The organism is Salinimicrobium tongyeongense (assembly GCF_026109735.1).
Classification (GTDB): Bacteria; Bacteroidota; Bacteroidia; order Flavobacteriales; family Flavobacteriaceae; genus Salinimicrobium; species Salinimicrobium tongyeongense.
The window spans coordinates 1,660,450-1,677,531 of record NZ_CP069620.1 but is presented as its reverse complement, the minus strand read 5'-3'; the positions used below and the strand labels follow the sequence as shown (position 1 = coordinate 1,677,531).

At 40.5% G+C, this 17,082-nt stretch carries 13 protein-coding genes; 2 read left to right on the top strand and 11 right to left on the bottom strand.

What is annotated here, in order from left to right:
* Positions 1 to 138 precede the first annotated feature (138 nt).
* From JRG66_RS07485 to JRG66_RS07460, 6 genes are all read right to left on the bottom strand, one after another.
* Positions 139 to 2,547 carry a glycoside hydrolase family 95 protein gene (locus JRG66_RS07485; RefSeq protein WP_265165307.1) on the bottom strand — a complete coding sequence of 803 codons (2,409 nt, stop codon included), beginning with the start codon at positions 2,545 to 2,547 and terminating at the stop codon, positions 139 to 141.
* Complete coding sequence (locus JRG66_RS07480; RefSeq protein WP_265165305.1) at positions 2,544 to 3,368, bottom strand: amidohydrolase family protein; 825 nt, start codon at positions 3,366 to 3,368, stop codon at positions 2,544 to 2,546. The genes JRG66_RS07485 and JRG66_RS07480 overlap by 4 nt, the downstream gene beginning before the upstream one ends.
* Before the next feature lie 3 nt (positions 3,369 to 3,371).
* The gene (locus JRG66_RS07475) at positions 3,372 to 4,229 is read right to left on the bottom strand and encodes a fumarylacetoacetate hydrolase family protein (RefSeq protein WP_265165303.1); all 858 of its coding nucleotides are present in this window, start codon (positions 4,227 to 4,229) and stop codon (positions 3,372 to 3,374) included.
* Positions 4,230 to 4,239: 10 nt separating this feature from the next.
* On the bottom strand, positions 4,240 to 6,030 hold the full coding sequence (locus JRG66_RS07470) for an alpha-L-fucosidase (RefSeq protein ID WP_265165302.1): 1,791 nt from the start codon (positions 6,028 to 6,030) through the stop codon (positions 4,240 to 4,242).
* Positions 6,031 to 6,810 (bottom strand): SDR family NAD(P)-dependent oxidoreductase, encoded by a 780-nt coding sequence (locus JRG66_RS07465; RefSeq protein WP_265165301.1) that lies wholly within the window; start codon positions 6,808 to 6,810, stop codon positions 6,031 to 6,033. It lies immediately after the preceding gene.
* A gap of 62 nt (positions 6,811 to 6,872) precedes the next feature.
* Positions 6,873 to 8,486 carry a UxaA family hydrolase gene (locus tag JRG66_RS07460; protein ID WP_265165300.1) on the bottom strand — a complete coding sequence of 538 codons (1,614 nt, stop codon included), beginning with the start codon at positions 8,484 to 8,486 and terminating at the stop codon, positions 6,873 to 6,875.
* 147 nt (positions 8,487 to 8,633) lie between these two features.
* Here JRG66_RS07460 and JRG66_RS07455 point away from each other — a divergent pair, with 147 nt between their 5' ends.
* Positions 8,634 to 9,512 (top strand): AraC family transcriptional regulator, encoded by an 879-nt coding sequence (locus JRG66_RS07455; protein WP_265165299.1) that lies wholly within the window; start codon positions 8,634 to 8,636, stop codon positions 9,510 to 9,512.
* Positions 9,513 to 9,539: 27 nt separating this feature from the next.
* On the opposite strand, the gene murQ is transcribed toward JRG66_RS07455, so the two are convergent.
* The 5 genes from murQ to JRG66_RS07430 are packed head-to-tail and all read right to left on the bottom strand — an operon-like array spanning position 9,540 to position 14,910.
* A complete protein-coding gene (gene murQ, locus JRG66_RS07450; RefSeq protein WP_265165297.1) occupies positions 9,540 to 10,370 on the bottom strand; it encodes an N-acetylmuramic acid 6-phosphate etherase in 831 nt (276 codons plus the stop codon).
* A 12-nt stretch (positions 10,371 to 10,382) separates the two neighbouring features.
* Positions 10,383 to 11,969 (bottom strand): beta-N-acetylhexosaminidase, encoded by a 1,587-nt coding sequence (locus JRG66_RS07445; protein WP_265165296.1) that lies wholly within the window; start codon positions 11,967 to 11,969, stop codon positions 10,383 to 10,385.
* Between the two features lie 39 nt (positions 11,970 to 12,008).
* Positions 12,009 to 12,773 carry a creatininase family protein gene (locus JRG66_RS07440; protein WP_265165295.1) on the bottom strand — a complete coding sequence of 255 codons (765 nt, stop codon included), beginning with the start codon at positions 12,771 to 12,773 and terminating at the stop codon, positions 12,009 to 12,011.
* Positions 12,770 to 14,038 carry a sugar MFS transporter gene (locus tag JRG66_RS07435; RefSeq protein ID WP_265165293.1) on the bottom strand — a complete coding sequence of 423 codons (1,269 nt, stop codon included), beginning with the start codon at positions 14,036 to 14,038 and terminating at the stop codon, positions 12,770 to 12,772. The genes JRG66_RS07440 and JRG66_RS07435 overlap by 4 nt, the downstream gene beginning before the upstream one ends.
* Before the next feature lie 11 nt (positions 14,039 to 14,049).
* Positions 14,050 to 14,910, bottom strand: a complete 861-nt coding sequence (locus tag JRG66_RS07430; RefSeq protein WP_265165292.1) for an ROK family protein — start codon at positions 14,908 to 14,910, stop codon at positions 14,050 to 14,052.
* Between the two features lie 293 nt (positions 14,911 to 15,203).
* On the opposite strand from JRG66_RS07430, the gene lepA reads away from it, so the two are divergent.
* Positions 15,204 to 17,000, top strand: a complete 1,797-nt coding sequence (gene lepA, locus JRG66_RS07425; protein ID WP_265165291.1) for a translation elongation factor 4 — start codon at positions 15,204 to 15,206, stop codon at positions 16,998 to 17,000.
* Positions 17,001 to 17,082: the final 82 nt, after the last annotated feature.

Here is a 17,082-nt window from a genome sequence, read left to right as displayed (position 1 = left end):
TCCTGCCAGTTTAACTGACGTTGGGAAGGAAGAGGGCCCACAGGTTCAGGTATCTCCTGTGCCTGTAAAAGATTAATAAACAAAAAGAAATAGCCTATAAGACTCAATCGATGTAGTAAATTCATGTTTAAATAAGTTTTACAACCTTCTTTTCTTTTGATAAGTGCTATTTTTTATTTGAAGTTTAGCGTTAAGCCGCACTTTTTTTCCTTCAGGTAAGTCAACTTTTACCTCTCTTCCCGCATATACAATCTTCTGAAGTCTGTTTTCATTCGCCTTTAGAATTAACTCCTTTAACTTTCCGTTTTTCCATATAATATCAACCTCAGTATTGCCCCTTGCCTTTAATCCTGAAATACTCCCATCTTTCCAGGCTTCGGGAAGCGCAGGAAGTATCCTCAAAAAACCTTCATGTGACTGAAGCAGCATTTCGGCAATTCCCGCTGTAAACCCAAAATTCCCGTCAATTTGAAAAGGAGGATGCAAATCGAATAGATTCTTTGCCAGGGATATCTGCATGAATTTATCAACATTACTTTTTGCTGATTCTCCATCTAGTAAGCGTGCATCAAAATTAATCATCCATGCCCGGCTCCAGCCTGTACCGGCACCACCATGTTTTAATCTAAAATCAATAGAATTTCTTGCTGCAGCAAAAGCATGTGGGGTTGCGTGGGTAATATCATTACCCGGATGAAGTGCATACAGGTGAGAAAGATGTCTATGTCCCTTTTCTGTTTCTTCATAGGCTTCATTCCACTCTAGGAGTCGATTATCTGGCCCCACCACAATCCCGGGAAAAAGTGACTTATTTTTCTCCCGAACCTCTGCGATAAAATCATCTTCAATATTTAATATCTCTGCGGCTGTCAATACATTGTCAAAGACCTCACCTATAATTTGATGGCCCATAGCACTTCCAAATGAAACTGCCGCTTTTTTCCCTTCTTCATTTATATAAGAGTTTTCGGGTGAGGTTTCTGGAAATGAAACCCACTTCTTAGATTTTTTATCCCATACCAGCCAGTCCAGATAAAATTCCGCAAAAGACTTAATGGCAGGATATGCCCGCTCCTCCAAAAATTCCCTATCGCGGGTAAAGTTATAATGTTCCCAATAATGTTGAGCCAACCAGCCTCCTCCATGAATCCAGCTGCCCCAGTAAGGTTGTTCTGCTCGCATGTAAGCCGAAGCCCAAAGATCTGTCGCCTGATGCGCTACAGCTCCTCTCTCTATACCATACTGTTCCCTGGCGGTAATTCGGCCTCTCTCAATAAGCCTATCAGTAAAATCGAATAATGGCTGATGAAACTCACTTAGGTTAGTCACTTCGGCGGGCCAGTAGTTCATTTGTAAATTAACATTAAGATGATAATCTGCATTCCACGGTGCCGCAAGGTTCTCGTTCCACAATCCCTGGAGATTTGCCGGGTTGGTCCCCGGTCTAGAAGATGAGATCAAAAGGTACCTCCCAAATTGAAACAGATCTGATACCAGGTCTAGATCTTCATCTCCCTTCGCTAAGTTTTGCAGCCGAAGGTCTGTTGGTAAGTTGCTGCTTTTCTCTTTACCCAGTTGGAGTTGAACCCTGTTAAAATATTTTTGATGTTCCTGTACATGTCTTTGGTAAAGTTTTTCATACCCTACTCCCAATAAACGATCTAAAACTTCCCTGTTTCTATTTTGAAAATCTTTGGTGTAAAATGAAGTATTTGCAACAAGTTTAATTGTGGCTTTTTTCACCCCTTGTAAAATAAGGGTTCCATCTTTTGGTGTCACTGTTCCCCCTTCATGATCTGTTTTCAATACAGTTTCAAATTGGACTCCATAATCTAAGGGTGCTGGTTGAGAATGTACCCTCCCACCGTATTGTGTCACCACACCTTTCATTGCAATTTCAGAAGAATTGGGGTTGCTTATACTCACTGTGGGACGCCCCTCATCTTCCGGGCGATCTAACCTCAAAGTTAAATTCATCCCACTTTCTGCATTCGTTCCTAATTCAACAATAAGTACATCATCTGGTGCGCTGGTAAATACCTTTTGATAATATGCTGAACCCTCTGAAGTATAGCTGATCACCACCTCAGCCGTATTTAGATTTAAAAGACGCTTATAATTTTCTACAGTCCCACGTTCGTGAAAATCGATGTACAGATCTCCTAAAGTTTGGTAAGATCGAACTATACCCTTATATGAAAACCGCTCTACAATCTCTTTATCTGCCTTTTCAATATGGCCCTCTTCAATAAGATCTCGAATATATTGCAAATCTTCTGGATTACCTTTAGCATTTCCCCAGTCAGGCCCTCCCGGCCACATGGAGTCTTCATTTAACTGAATCCTTTCATTTTTTGGATCTCCAAAGACCATGGCTCCTATTCTACCATTTCCTATAGGTAATGCCTCCAACCACTCGCTTGCAGGGGTATCATACCACAGTATATGCTTGGGAATTGAATCTGTCAAGTTTTGAGCGTTCGCTTCTTTCATAGATAACCAGAAGCTTAGAACTACCAAAACAGAAAAAATAATCTTTCTCCTCATAAATGATAAAATTTTTCTGCATTTATACCCATTAGCTTTTTAAATAAACCATTTTCCTGAGTATAGAAATAATCCTCCACTATTTCCAGCGTATCTGCATAACTTCCGGCAGCGAGACATACCGGCCAATCGGACCCATACATCAATCTGTTCTCACCAAAAGCTTCGCTTACTACATCAAAAAAAGGATTAAAATTGTTCTTTAGCCACTTAAAGTCCTCTGTCTCAGTTAAAAATCCTGATACTTTACAATAGACATTCTTATAACTACTTAATAATTTTATATTCTCTATCCAATCATAGGAGAGACCCTTACTAACTTGAGGTTTAGCCATATGATCCAGCACAAAGGGTTGGGCAGGAAATTCTTTTACAAGTTGGATAACTTCCGGCAGTTGATGTTCAAGTACAAGTAGATCGAAAGTAAGATTGAATTTAGACAAAAGAGAAATTCCCCTTTTAAAAAGAGGGTTTAGGATAAAATCGGGCTTTTCTTTTTGAAGTGTATATCTTATTCCTTTAAATAAGGAGTTTTGAGAAAAAAAAGACAATCGTTCTTCACAGCTTTCGGCCGTAAGATCTACCCATCCCACCACGCCTTTAATGAAATCATTATGAGCTGCAAGATCCAGTAAAAACTGAGATTCTGCTTCAGTGTCATTTGCCTGTACAGCAATACAACCATCAAATTTGTTCTGCCGAAGTAAAGGCTCCAAGTCTTTAGGAAAGAAATCCCTCCTTATACCGGACATATCATCGGTAATCCAACTCTCCCGATGTGGATTATAGGACCAAAAGTGTTGATGACTGTCAATTTTCATTATTTATTCTTTGTAGGCTCTGGCAGTTTGCTTTGATGTTCCCAAGCCTTCAATTCCCAATTCTACAACATCTCCGGGTCTTAGGTATCTTTGAGGTTTAAAACCCATTCCTACACCAAATGGAGTACCTGTTGAAATAATGTCTCCGGGCAAAAGCGTCATATACTGACTAACGTAGCTCACAACCTGAGGAATGTCAAATACAAAATCTGACGTATTACTTTTTTGCACTATTTCGCCATTCAACTTTAACCACAAATCAAGGCGGTGTGGATCTTCAATTTCATCTTTAGTTACTAAATATGGCCCGATGGGTGCAAAGGTATCACAGCTCTTCCCTTTTACCCATTGGCCACCGCGCTCAAGCTGATATTCCCTTTCACTATAATCATTGTGAAGTACATATCCTGCAACATAATTCATGGCATCTGCTTCATCTACATAAGAAGCTTTTTTTCCAATCACTACCCCCAGTTCCACTTCCCAATCTGTTTTAGTGCTTCCTTTAGGGATAATTAAGTCATCATTAGGCCCCACAATGGCACTTGTAGCTTTAAAGAATATTACTGGTTCTTTGGGAACCTCCATTCCACTTTCGGCAGCATGTTTTGCATAGTTTAAACCTATACATACAATTTTAGAAGGTTTTAAAACAGGAGGTCCAAGCCTCACATCACCTGCTACTTCTTTACAGTTTTCAGCATTTTCTGTGATCCAGGCTTGAAGGTTTGCGAGGCCGTCATTTTTAAAAAAATCTTCAGTATAGTCTGCACAGAAATTTGAAACGTCTATTCGTTTCCCACTATGAAGTTGTACTCCAGGTTTTTCTTTTCCGGCTTCACCAAATCTTATTAGTTTCATTTAAAATATTTTAATAATTATCTATTTTGAATGTCCATGCATCATGGGAGGGTAATTCATTATATTTAATTCCGCTGGTGTTAATAAACATTTTATTGTTTTCGTAGCTCCAGTCAAGTTCTCTTTCAAGACCAAGCATTTTCACTGTAGCTCCAGATTTTGGCTTTGGAATATTTAATTGTAAAGAATCATCAGGCCATTCAAAACTAATTGCATACAGGGAATTGTTCTTTTTAGTGTAAGCAATGTGTGTTTTTAATGAAGTGTATTTTCCCTGTAACCCTCGCTGAGTCTTTTCCTGATCTAAGTACAAAGCGCCACCAGGAATAATCTCTTTCTCATCTCCTTTACTGCTCCAGGACAGTGTAACCTTTGCATTCTGCTTCTTTTCTCTGTAATTCAATACCAGTTTATAAGGTTTGCCGGCCTTTAAATTAACTACAGCATTTTCCGAATAGCTGGTATTTGCGTTCATAACTTCAGCTTCTTTGTCTGGAGCTGTATAATTGTTATTTATAATTGTTTTTTCATCAAGCTCAAGAATTGCTTCATCATCTGCATCTAACTCAATATTATATTTGCCATTTTTGGGAGCAACAAGATAGCCTTCCCACCTCACGGAAAAATCATCTTCTCTAATTCCTTTTAATGGCGAATTACGCACCCAATTAAAATTGATCACCTCATCTATTCGGGAAATTTGCACCTCTTTCTCTTCTTCAATAATATCAAATGATTCTGCTCCATAAATTGCCTCGCCGTTTATCTCGAGCCAGTTTCCTAGTTGTACAAGTCGCTCCTGCTGTATTAATGGAATTTGACCATCGGCTCCAGGACCAACATTTAAGATCATTCCTCCTCCATTTGCTACAGCCTGAACAAATTTCTCAACAAGTTCCTTTGAGGTACCATATGCCTCCAGGTCTTCATTTCGGTTGAGTCCAAAAGAACGTCCTATACCCCTAACTTCAGCCCATGGCCTGGAGGTTTCTTTGATTCCTGCACTATACTCAGGGGTAAGAAAACCCACATCGAGTCCGCTTCCCCACCGGTTGTTTACAATTGCTTCCTCTCCAACAAGATTATAATACCAGTTAATAAGCTCTGCAGAGTGCCATTGTTTGGCAGAATTATACCATTCTCCGTCAGCAAATATTAAAGAAGGTTTATATGTGCTTACAAGCTCTTTAAATTGAGGTATCATATAATTTTCAACATAAGTATTTATACTGTCGTGAGGATCACTGTACCACCTATGCAACGGATGATTCCACTCTGGTAAAGAATAATACAATCCCATTTTAAGCCCCGAATCTCTAACTGCTTCTGTAACTTCTCCAACAATGTCCCTTTTGGGACCTGTATCTACACTATTCCAGTTACGGTTATACTTACTTGGCCAAAGGGCGTACCCATCATGATGTTTAGAGACTAACACAACATATTTAGCTCCCGCTCTGTTAAATAAATCTGCCCATTCTTCAGGATCAAATAGCTCGGCCTTAAATTCATTGGTAAGATCATTATAGCTAAAATCGCTTCCATAGGTGTTCTTTAAAAAATTAGTACGTAAGCTGTCGTTCATTTGTAAACCACGCAGGTACCATTCAGAATAACTTTCCTTTCCACCATAAGCCGGAACCGAATACAATCCCCAGTGAATAAAAATTCCTAGTTTGGCATCCTGAAACCAGTTTGGGAAATCTCTGGCTTCAATTGCCCTTTTTGCCTCTTCATGTGTGGTTTGAGCTATAACTGAGCTAAAAAATAATAAGCTTAAAAAAGTAAGTATTCTTTTCATTTATCCATTAAGTTTAATATACCCTCCATCAATAGGGAAATTCGTTCCGGTGATAAAAGAAGCTTCATCAGAACATAAATAAACTGCTAAGCCGGCTACCTCATCGGGAGTTCCCATTCTTCCCAGGGGTTGACTTTTAGAAAGTTTATCAAAAATTTCAGCTTCTTTTCCTTGATAATTTTGAGCTATGAATCCATCCACAAACGGGGTATGAATACGCGCCGGCGAAATACAGTTACATCGAATTCCAAAGTCAATGTAATCTTTGGCGATAGAATAAGTCATTGTTAAAGCAGCTCCTTTTGACATTGAATATGCAAACCTGTCTGATATACCTACCACCGATGCTATACTTGCCATGTTGATAATGCACCCGCCACCATTTCTTTTCATATAAGGTACAACTGCATACAGGCAGTTATAGACTCCTTTAATATTCACCTGGTAAAGCCTATCTAGATCTTCTTCGGTTGTGGTTTCAACATTCCCAACGTGAGCCACACCTGCATTGTTGATAAGAATATGGATAGGTTGAGTTTTCCCTATCTTTTCAACAACTTTTATTACCTCTCCCTGTTTTGAAACGTCACATTGATGAAACTCGGCTTTACCTCCATTATTTTTAATTCCATTTACGGTTTTACCCCCTTCCTCTTCTCTATATTCAAGAACGTGTATCCTGACACCCTGGGCCGCAAAGGTTTCTGAGATTGCCTTTCCTATCCCGCTACCACCTCCGGTAATTATTGCTGTTTTCCCCTTAAGGTTAAATAACTTCATAACATTAAAATTCTAGATGTTCTACTGTCATTAAAAATACCTTTTCCTAATCTTGTTTTGTCTTATAGTGAAACTCCACGTTTCCATGGAATGAAGTCGTCCTGACCTAATATATCTGCACAGGTCTTCTTTGTTCCACTTGCAACTTCTACTATTAATTCCAGCAGTTCTTCTGATAGATCTTCTAACGAAGCACCCTCTGAAATTATCCTTCCAGCGTCAAAATCTATTATATCAGTAATTTTTTTTGGGAGTGCAGAATTAGAAGAAATTTTCAAAACCGGGCATATAGGATTACCCGTGGGAGTTCCAAGACCTGTAGAGAACAGAATCAGGTTTGCTCCCGAACCGCAAAGACCAGTGGTTGACTCTACATCATTTCCTGGGGTACATAGAAGATTCAAGCCTGGTTTTACAGCGTATTCCGTATAATCAAGAACATCTGTAACTGCTGCTCTGCCACCTTTAGTTGCTGCCCCTGCCGATTTTATGGCATCTGTTATAAGGCCATCTTTAATATTACCTGGTGAAGGGTTCATATCAAAGCCAGAACCTACCTCTTTTGCCCTTGTATTGTAAGCTTCCATTAGATTTATAAACTTTTCGGCGGTTTCCCTGGTTTCGCAGCGATTTATAATATCCTGCTCTACACCGCACAATTCAGGAAATTCAGATAATATTCCCTTACCTCCAAGAGCTCCTATTTTATCTGAAACATTACCTATTAAAGGATTTGCCGTAATTCCTGAAAATCCGTCAGACCCACCACATTCCAGGCCTATACTAAGCTTACTTAAAGGTGCAGGGTTCCTTTTAATTTTATTTGCTTCTTTAAGTTTCTTAAATGTATCGTTAACAATATCTCTGAGCATTTCTTTTTCTGAAGCATATTGTTGTTGTTCAAAATAAAGTACGGGTTTTTTACAGATATACTTATCTTTCAAAACCTCCTGTAACATACTCACTTGCGCATGTTGGCAGCCCAGACTTAAAACTGTAGCTCCCGCGACATTGGGGTTATTTATGTATCCTGCTAGCAGATTTACCAGCATTTGAGCATCCTCCCTGGTGCCCCCACAGCCCCCTTCATGACTTAGAAACTTAATTCCATCAATATTTTCAAAGATCTTTCTATACTTCGGAATTGAGGAAGAACCATTGCTATCACCTATAAGCTCTTTAATTTGCTGTTTAATAGGGTTTTCTTTTTTATAACCAAGCTCAGTATCAAAAGCTTCTTTCAAAACCTGCAAGTTGCGGTTTTGACAAAAAACCATAGGAATAAAGAGCCAAAAATTTCTTGTTCCTACCTGTCCGTCCCCCCGGTAATACCCATGAAAATATTTATTTTCCAAATGACCTACATCGGGCGGTATAACATCGTATTCGGGGTTACCTATCTTATATTCTGCAGCCAGATGTTTCACATTTACAGTAGTCAATCTACCTCCGGGCGGTATAGGGACAATAACTTCTCCTACCGGAACCCCATACATGTAGATAATATCACCTTTACAAAAAAAATGAAGTGAAATTTTATGCTTTACTGGCACATCTTCTACCATTTTAATTGAAGAGTTATTCATTTTCAACAACTCTCCCTTCTGTATATTTTGAAGAGCAACAGCTACATTGTCATTAGGTGATATAATTACAGCTTTGTCCAAAAATGACAATAATAAATTAAAGTTACTCCCTCAAAGATAAGTTTCCCAAAAATGAAATATTTGAACAATATTTACATTGTATTGAACAATATTTGCACAACCTATTTATTTTCATTTCCTTTATGTTATAGCTATTGAAATACTTTACAAAGGATAATGAAACTGCAATTTTTACATAAATATTTAACTAGGAACATTAAATTTTCAGTTCATGAAGCCAGGCAATTTCTTAAACTTTGGCATTATCACCCTGAACTTGAATTGGTATATATAGTTGAAGGAGAAGGCACATTGTACGCTGGAGATTTTATAGGTGATTATAAAAAAGACGATATTTTCCTTATTGGTCAGAATGTACCTCACATGTTTCACAGTAAAAACTCGAATGAAGAAAATAGTATTTCAAAAGCTTATGTTTTCCATATTCACGAATATTTTCTCAACAGCAGTAGTAAATATTTTTCCGAATTTTCATTTTTAAAACAAATTGAAAGCATAAGCAAAAGAGGAGTTTTATTTCGACAAGTTGAGAATTTTCAAATATTGCAAATATTAGACAATATTGATAGTGAATCCCATTCCGAAAATGCTCTTAATGTTCTTAACATTTTACTGAAATTATCAAGATATAAAACCTATACAAGCCTGGGAAGTTTGAACTGGCTTAACCACTATAGAATTTCAGAAAAAAGAGTAAATGATGCTGTTGAATTTATAATGCTAAACTTCAAAGAGGACATTACCCTTGGCAAAGCAGCAGAAAAATGTGGTATGAATAAGTCTGCATTCTGCAGATACTTTAAAAAAAGTACAGGTAAGCCTTTTATAAGATTTCTGAATGAAATTAGAATAAGTTACTCTTGTAAACTTTTACAGGAAACTTCTCCTGTAAAGGCTATTTCTGAAGTTTCTTATCAATCGGGTTTTAATAGTCTCTCTTATTTTAATCGTACTTTCCGAAAAATTCACAAAATTTCTCCCAGTGAGTATCAGGAAATGAATCATAGTGCCTTATATAATGAAACAACTGAGTAAGAATTTTAGTATTCCTGAACTAAGAGATTACTCCTTTCGAAATTTTCTTAAAACTTCTCTTACACTTCCGTGAAGAGCCAAAAGATCTGTTGCTTTTTTTCGCTCTATCTTAAGTTCCTCCATAACCATTAGAACACCCCTTTCAACAAGTTTTTTGTTGGACAATTGCATATCAACCATCTTATTTCCTTTTACTCTCCCCATTTTTATGAGGCTGCTTGTGGAAATCATGTTGAGTACTAATTTTTGAGCAGTGCCCGCTTTCATTCTGGTACTGCCGGTAACAAACTCGGGCCCTACCACTACTTCAACAGGAAACTCTACTTCAGCGGCTAAAGGGCTACTATCATTACAGGTAATACAACCCGTCGCTATCCCTTCTTCCCTGGCTCTTTTTACTCCGCCAATCACATAAGGCGTAGTGCCCGAAGCTGCTATGCCTACCAGCACATCTTTTTTACTTATATGAAATTTCTCCAAATCTTTCCAGGCCTGGTCAAAATCATCTTCTGCATTTTCAACAGCATGTCTTAGAGCATGATCGCCCCCTGCAATTAATCCTATCACCCAGTCTTCAGAAACTCCAAATGTGGGGGGACATTCAGAGGCATCCAGCACTCCCAGCCTGCCACTGGTTCCGGCTCCAATATAGAACAGCCTGCCACCTTCCTGCATACGGGCCACAATGACATCTATCAATTTTTCAATGGCAGGTAATTGTTTTTCAATTGCCAGAGGTACAGATTTGTCTTCATTATTAATATTTGTGAGTAATTCTTGTGTACTCATCTTCTCAAGATGATCATAATTTGATGACCTCTCGGTTGTTGGCTTATTTCCATAGTTGTTTTTCATCATCCTTAAATGGATTTACAAATTAGAAAATACTCCCGGAACGGTCTTTTCGACACCCCAGTTTACTCCAGGACTTCTATAAAAATTGATATCGAGGGCTCGTAATCTGTCTCCCTGTTTTCCGAGTCTCTCTGCAAAGTCATCATAATTTCTGTGGCTCCCTTTAGTCCAACCTACTTCTGCCGCTGCAATAGCGCGGGGCCAGAACCTATTGTCCATCATTTCGTCTGTAAGAACATATTCACTCCACACAGCTGCCTCAACCCCTAATACATTGGGATTATAATTGTCAAAATTATAGGTGTTCTCCAGGCTAACCCCGTCTTTCTTACACCAGTTATTGGTATTCTCCTGCCCCGGTTCATTAGCATGATCCAGATAAAGTCCAGAACACAAAGAGTGAATTACCTTTATATCTTTCACTACGCTTTCAACTTTTCCATGCCATTGTTGACTAATAAGATTAGAACTCACTTCAGCTTTAGTAACTTCTTCCCAGCCAATAGTGGTTTTACCATAAGACTGCACGATAGAATCTGCTTTAATAACAAATTCTTCATATCTCGGGTCTTCAATTTCATCTCCCCCAATATGCAGCCATGGCCCTTTGGTGATTTCGGCCATTTCTTCAACAACATCGGCAACAAATTTGTATATCTCGGGGTTCTCAAGGCAGAACTTGCTCCATCCAACATTGTAATCTTCAAAAATAGCTGGCGGGATTGCCCTTTTTGGAGTTAAATTGGAATATTCGTCACAGTTCAATTCGGGGTAAGATAACAGGGCGGCATAAATATGGCCCGGCATATCAATTTCAGGAATTATGGTGATGTTTCTCTCCAAAGCGTAATCCTGAAGCTCTTTGTATTCCTCCTGGGTCAAATAACCTGAGCGTCCCCTACGCACCGAACTTTTCCCGCCTATCTCTGTTAATTTAGGCCAGCCTTTAATCTCTATCCTCCATCCCTGATCATCGGACAAATGCAGGTGCAAACGGTTCATCTTGTAAAGCGCCATCCTGTCTACGTGCCGCTTTAAATATTCCAGATCAAAGAAACTTCTGGCCACATCTACCATGGTTCCTCTCCAACCAAATTCAGGTTTATCTTCAATAGAAGTGTGCCTAAGCACCACCCCTCCTTTTAAGCCCTCACTCTCAATTTGGGCGGGAAACATTTGGCGCAGCGTCTGAATTCCGTAGAAAAGTCCGGCTTTTGAAGCAGCCTTCAGCATAACGCCCTCTTCGGAAATTTTTAGCTGATACCCTTCTTCTCCTAAAGTAGCATTTAAAGAACTGTCCTGTTCAATTCTCCAGTTTCCGCAGTTAGCCGATGCATTGGCAGAAACCGAAAAACCTGCTTTGCTAAGCAGGGTCTCAATCCACTGAGCCGCTTCTTGTGCTTCACCCGAATAACAAATATTATTTTCAACCGGAATCGCATAAGCTCTCTCCTCCCAGCTCACCTGTGCAGGCAGCGGGATAATGGCAGGAATTTCGGGAATAGCAGTTGTTTGCGGGGCTTTTAAAGTTTCTGATCCTCCACAAGAAGTAAGGGTGGCGGCAAAAAGTAAGAAACCAAGGCCTCTAAAAAGGTATTTCATAATGACATTTTTGTAGGGTTATAAATTTCGACCGGCTTTTTATTCCTCGTACCGATCCTCATTATTAATTTTATCCATTTCGAGTAATAGATCTGCCACCTGACGGGTTACGGCCTCAAAAAACCGCTTTCCTTTTTCTGCGGAAGCTTTTTTGGGGTTTCCTATCCCGGTATCTGCCGAAACCAGGTGCCATTTCCTTTCACTCCATGCCCAGCCCTGCTTAATTGCGGTCAATTTTGACCTTTTTTCCTCTCCCGTTCCTGCTTCCTGAAGCGGCAGCACAAGTTCGGGCTTTAAATGCAGCATTAAACTGCTTTCCATTTCATCGGCGTGGTCTCCGGCTTCTTCAAAGAACTCCTTCCGGTCTACCGTCTGAAAAAAACTTGTGGTCACAAGGAGCATTTTTGGATACCTCGCTCCTACTTCCCTCAAAAGAGCTTTAAAATTATTTCCGCCATGACCGTTCAGCAAAAGGAGTTTTTTAATCCCACTTCTGTGAAGAACTTCCACAAGATCATTGAGAATTGCCAGCTGCGTGGAGGGGTACAGGTTCATACAAAGTTCAACTTCTGTCTGCCCTGTATTCACACCATAAGGTATATTGGGCAAGACCAGCACCTTTGCTCCTGCTTCCCAGGCATTTTTGGCAGCTTCGGCAGCAATTGCCTCTATCTGATAATTATCTGTGGCATAAGGCAGGTGAAAATTATGAGCTTCAGTAGCGCCCCAGGTAAGCACAGCCACCTCGGTTTTTTGCTCTTTTACAGCTTTCCAGTTTGTTTCTGCCAGTATGTAAGGTCTCATGCCTTTCTTATTTTGTGTCCTGCAACCGCGTAATAAAGAATGAACAAATAAAGCGGTACTGCTACCCAATAAGCCATTTGCTTGTCAAGTGCTTCTGCCAAACCGCCATAGGCCAACGGTATAATTGCACCCCCCGCAATTCCCATTACAAGCAGGGATGAAACTGCTTTGGTAAGTTTTCCTACATCTGCCAAAGCAAGCGGCCAGATGGCAGGCCACATCAATGAATTTGCCAGCCCTAAAAGGGCAATAAATGCTACCGACAAAAAGCCTGAAGTGAAAATTGCCCCCACAGTGCACACTACGCCAAGAATAGCACAAACCTTCAGGGCGTTTTCCTGTTTTATAAACTTCGGAATAGCAACGATTCCCAGAAGATAACCAATGATCATTGCAGCCATGGTACCTGTGGTAAAGCCTTTGGCAGTTTCAAAATCAAACCCCTGAAAAATTCCGTAGTCAATAATGGTATCAACGGCTATAACTTCAACACCCACATATATAAAAAGTGTAACCACCCCGAGGATGGCGTGCGGATAATCGGTGATTTTTTTAGTATTTTTCTGAAGCGCATTTGCATCGTCTTCATCTTCGGCCTCAACTTCAGGAAGACTAGATTTATAAACCCACAGGGCCAAAGCCAGCAACACGATTATGATACCGATATAAGGAGGAATTACCCGAAGCGCCATTTCATCTAAAGCAGCTTCATCTGTAGTTCCTGCAAGAACTTCAGCTTTATCCAGCTGAAGGAAAACTCCTATTAATATTGGCGCTATGGCACCTGCAAGCTTGTTACAGATCCCCATGATGCTAATTCGTTTTGCGGCACTCTCTGCCGGCCCAACAATGGTCACATAAGGGTTCACTGCAGTTTGAAGAATGGCCAGACCTCCACCCATTACAAACAGGCCAAGTAAAAATACCAGGTACGTGCGGCTCATTGCCGCCGGAATGAAAAGTAAGGCTCCCAATGCCATGACACCTAAAGCTACCGACATCCCTTTTTTAAAACCGAAATGGTTTAAGGTCCTGGTAGATATGGGCGCCATGACCACATAGGCAATATAAAATGAAAAGGTCACAAAATAAGCCTGAAAAGTGGTGAGCTCACAGGCAATTTTGAGGTATGGAATTAAAAGTGCGTTGAGCCAGGTCACAAACCCGAAGATGAAGAAGAGCGCACCAATAATAATGATGGAACGGGTGGCGTTACCAGAATCGTTAACGGCAGCCGATGTATTGTTTGCAGTAGTTTTAGCCATAGGGAATTAAATTAATAGTCTACAGGTTTAGGCGTTTCAGCAAGAATTAATGCTGCAGCTCCTAAAAGGGCAATATTTGAGGTGTTTGAAGGTTTAACAATCAGTTGTTCCCTTACCTTCTTAAAAGGAAAACTGTTTATGGTGTTCTGAAGACTGGCTTCAAAAAACGGAAATGCTTTGCTTATGGATCCTCCCAGTAATATGGCCTGGGGCGAAAGCACGTTTAATATCAGTTTTATGGCGCTGCCAAGGTGCTCCCCAAATTTTTCAAAAAGCAACAATGCTGCTTCATCTCCAGCCTGTGCACCTTTAAAGACTTCATTCCCGGAAATGCCATTTCTCTTAAAGAATTTTCCGCTGCAGTAATCTTCAATAATTCCGTCTAAATAAGGGATACTGCCTATTTCCCCCGCACTCGAATACGCACCTGAATACAGCTGGTCATGTATGATGATTCCGCATCCAAAACCCGAACCCAGGGTGATTCCCACCAGGTTTTTATAAGGCTGTCCCTCACCAAACATCTTTTCACCCATGGCGAAAACGTTTGCATCATTGGTCACGCGAACAGGTTTATTAAACTGTCGCTCTAAATGGTCTTTTAGATGCACTTCCTTAAAAGAAGGGATGTTCAGGAGATCGAACAGGATGCCGTTCTCCTCATCTACCAGCCCCGGAACCCCAATTCCAATTCCGTAGAAATCTCCTCCGGCAACCTCAATGATGCCTGCGGAAAGTTCATCTAAAATTTGCTGTTTTGAAGCCGTAGAAGAAGTTGGAAAATCGGCTTCCTTAATTACCTGTGCATCTTGAACGACCCCAATCCTGGTCTTGGTCGCCCCTATATCAATACCTATTGTTCTGTAATTCATATTGAATTATTACCGGCCATGGCCGCGATGAGAACTTCCCATCATGCCTCAACAAAGAAATTTCCTTTAATTATGAAGGGAAGCTCTACAAAGAAGCCTTTTATTTTTAATATATGCAAATACTTTTATAAAAAATTTATAAAAGTTATACACAGAAAACAGTCTTGAAAAATGCCATTTTTGACAACCCGGGGAGACAGATAATTTTTCTTTACAGCCTTTTAAAAAAACTATATTTGTATCTTTTAAACAGAAAGGTTCTCTGCGAAGGAAAACTTTGTTGAAATTGATATATGAAGAACATTCGGAATTTTTGCATTATTGCCCACATTGACCACGGAAAAAGTACTCTGGCCGATCGCTTGTTAGATTCCACAGGATCTGTGACCGACAGGGAAAAGCAGGAACAGCTGCTGGACAGTATGGATTTGGAGCGAGAAAGGGGAATTACCATTAAGAGCCACGCAATTCAAATGGATTATACCTATAAGGGCGAGCAGTATATTCTCAACCTTATTGACACTCCCGGCCACGTAGATTTCTCTTACGAGGTTTCCCGGTCTATCGCTGCCTGTGAAGGTGCGTTACTCGTAGTTGATGCAGCACAGAGCATCCAGGCGCAAACAATTTCAAACCTTTACCTGGCGCTGGAAAATGACCTGGAGATTATTCCTGTTTTGAACAAGGTAGACCTGCCAAGTGCAAACCCCGAAGAAGTTACCGATGATATTGTTGACCTCCTGGGGTGTGACCCTTCCGATGTTATTCCCGCCAGTGCAAAGACCGGACTGGGAATTGCTGAAATCCTCGCTGCCATTATTGAACGCATTCCGCCGCCATCGGGCAAGGTAGATGCTCCTTTAAGAGCACTTATTTTTGACTCGGTCTATAACCCTTTCCGCGGTGTGGAGACTTATTTCAGAGTAATTAACGGATCTATAAAAAAGGGGCAAAACATTAAATTTGTCGCTACAAATAAAGATTACTTTGCCGATGAAGTAGGCACTTTAAGGCTGAAACAATTCCCGAGACAGGAGATTAAAACGGGAGATGTGGGCTACCTCATCACCGGAATCAAAGAAGCCAAAGAGGTGAAAGTGGGTGATACCATCACCGATGCTAAAAACCCCACGACTGAAGCAGTTCCGGGATTTGAGGACGTAAAACCCATGGTTTTCGCCGGAATCTATCCTGTAGATACCGAAGATTACGAAGACCTGCGTGCTTCTATGGAAAAACTTCAGCTCAACGATGCTTCCCTGGTCTTCACGCCCGAAAGTTCAGCGGCACTGGGCTTTGGTTTCCGTTGTGGTTTCCTCGGAATGCTTCACCTGGAGATCATTCAGGAACGCCTGGAGCGGGAATTTGATATGACCGTCATTACTACGGTTCCAAACGTTTCCTACCACGCCTATACCCATAAGAACAAAGACCAGGTGATCCTGGTAAACAACCCTTCAGACCTGCCCGAGCCTTCAAGCCTTGACAGGGTAGAAGAACCATACATTAAAGCCACCATCATCACCAAAGCCGATTTTGTTGGCCCTGTAATGTCTTTATGTATCGAAAAACGCGGACAAATTACCAACCAGACCTATCTTACCACAGATCGTGTGGAGCTGTCTTTTGACATGCCGCTCGCCGAAATTGTATTTGACTTCTATGACAGGCTAAAAACGGTTTCTAAAGGTTATGCTTCTTTTGACTATTCTCCTATTGGAATGCGCGCTTCAAAGCTCGTGAAGGTAGACGTACTGCTTAACGGTAATGTTGTGGATGCACTTTCGGCCCTGTTGCACGTAGACAATGCCTATGATATTGGGAAGAAAATGTGTGAAAAGCTCAAGGAGTTGATCCCGAGGCAACAGTTCGACATCCCTATACAGGCCGCTATTGGCGCCAAGATCATTGCCCGTGAAACAGTGAAAGCCCTTAGAAAAGATGTTACCGCAAAATGTTACGGAGGAGATATTTCCCGAAAAAGAAAACTTCTCGAAAAGCAGAAAAAAGGTAAGAAAAGAATGCGCCAGGTTGGAAACGTCGAAATTCCGCAGGAAGCTTTTATGGCGGTGCTGAAGTTGAACGATTAGATCAATTCAAAGTTCAACATTCAAAATTTAAAATTTCATATTGTATGCGCCCGAATCTTCGGGCGTTTTTTTATGTCTTGAA

Bases quoted from the DNA above. Each gene is read 5' to 3' on its own strand.
- JRG66_RS07485 (WP_265165307.1), bottom strand. From the start codon at position 2,547: ATGAGGAGAAAGATTATTTTTTCTGTTTTGGTAGTTCTAAGCTTCTGG.
- JRG66_RS07480 (WP_265165305.1), bottom strand. From the start codon at position 3,368: ATGAAAATTGACAGTCATCAACACTTTTGGTCCTATAATCCACATCGG.
- JRG66_RS07475 (WP_265165303.1), bottom strand. From the start codon at position 4,229: ATGAAACTAATAAGATTTGGTGAAGCCGGAAAAGAAAAACCTGGAGTA.
- JRG66_RS07470 (WP_265165302.1), bottom strand. From the start codon at position 6,030: ATGAAAAGAATACTTACTTTTTTAAGCTTATTATTTTTTAGCTCAGTT.
- JRG66_RS07465 (WP_265165301.1), bottom strand. From the start codon at position 6,810: ATGAAGTTATTTAACCTTAAGGGGAAAACAGCAATAATTACCGGAGGT.
- JRG66_RS07455 (WP_265165299.1), top strand. From the start codon at position 8,634: ATGAAACTGCAATTTTTACATAAATATTTAACTAGGAACATTAAATTT.
- murQ (WP_265165297.1), bottom strand. From the start codon at position 10,370: ATGATGAAAAACAACTATGGAAATAAGCCAACAACCGAGAGGTCATCA.
- JRG66_RS07445 (WP_265165296.1), bottom strand. From the start codon at position 11,969: ATGAAATACCTTTTTAGAGGCCTTGGTTTCTTACTTTTTGCCGCCACC.
- JRG66_RS07440 (WP_265165295.1), bottom strand. From the start codon at position 12,773: ATGAGACCTTACATACTGGCAGAAACAAACTGGAAAGCTGTAAAAGAG.
- JRG66_RS07435 (WP_265165293.1), bottom strand. From the start codon at position 14,038: ATGGCTAAAACTACTGCAAACAATACATCGGCTGCCGTTAACGATTCT.
- JRG66_RS07430 (WP_265165292.1), bottom strand. From the start codon at position 14,910: ATGAATTACAGAACAATAGGTATTGATATAGGGGCGACCAAGACCAGG.
- lepA (WP_265165291.1), top strand. From the start codon at position 15,204: ATGAAGAACATTCGGAATTTTTGCATTATTGCCCACATTGACCACGGA.